We start from the raw sequence: 551 nt of genomic DNA, 5'->3' as shown, positions 1-551 counted from the left end.
GATCGACGCAGTCACCACCGGACACGGCATTGACCTCTACCGCCGGATTTAACGAACTACCGCTACTGAAGTTTTCGTTAGTTCTGTGGGTGCAGGTGCTTGGGTGGTGTGAGGATCTGGCTGTGCCTTTGCAGTCTGAGTCTGACGCTTGTGCAGTAGCCGTTTCGCCGTTGACGCGGCCGCAGTTGGCCGAGGCGCGTCGTATGCGTGCGGCCGAGATGTTCGAGCGGGGGTGTACGCAGCCCGAGGTTGCGCGGGCGGTGGGGGTCTGTCTGGAGAGCGTGCGGCGGTGGAGACGGGTGTGGGAGCAGGAGGGAACTGCAGCTCTGCGGCGGCGCCCGACCGGAGGCCGGCCGCCCAAGCTGGACGACGCCCAGGTCGTCGAGGTCCGCCAGGCTCTGGAGCAGGGCGCCCAGGCGCACGGGTTCGAGGCGGACCTGTGGACCCTGGAACGGGTGGGCGTGGTAGTGGAGCGGGTGACCGGGGTGACGTTGGCCCGGGCATCGGTATGGCGTCTGCTGACCGGCCGGCTGGGGTGGAGTCTGCAGCGG

The 551-nt window shown here is 67.7% G+C and carries 1 protein-coding gene; it reads left to right on the top strand.

The features are described 5' to 3' along the window. Positions 1-203 precede the first annotated feature (203 nt). Positions 204-551, top strand: a 348-nt coding sequence (locus tag IE278_RS41675; RefSeq protein ID WP_189780241.1) for a helix-turn-helix domain-containing protein, incomplete at its 3' end; no start/stop codon positions are given.

Source organism: Streptomyces tauricus, from assembly GCF_014650955.1.
In the GTDB taxonomy this organism is placed as follows: domain Bacteria; phylum Actinomycetota; class Actinomycetes; order Streptomycetales; family Streptomycetaceae; genus Streptomyces; species Streptomyces tauricus.
The sequence above is the reverse complement of the archived record's forward strand: the minus strand, read 5'-3'. Positions and strand labels throughout refer to the sequence as shown.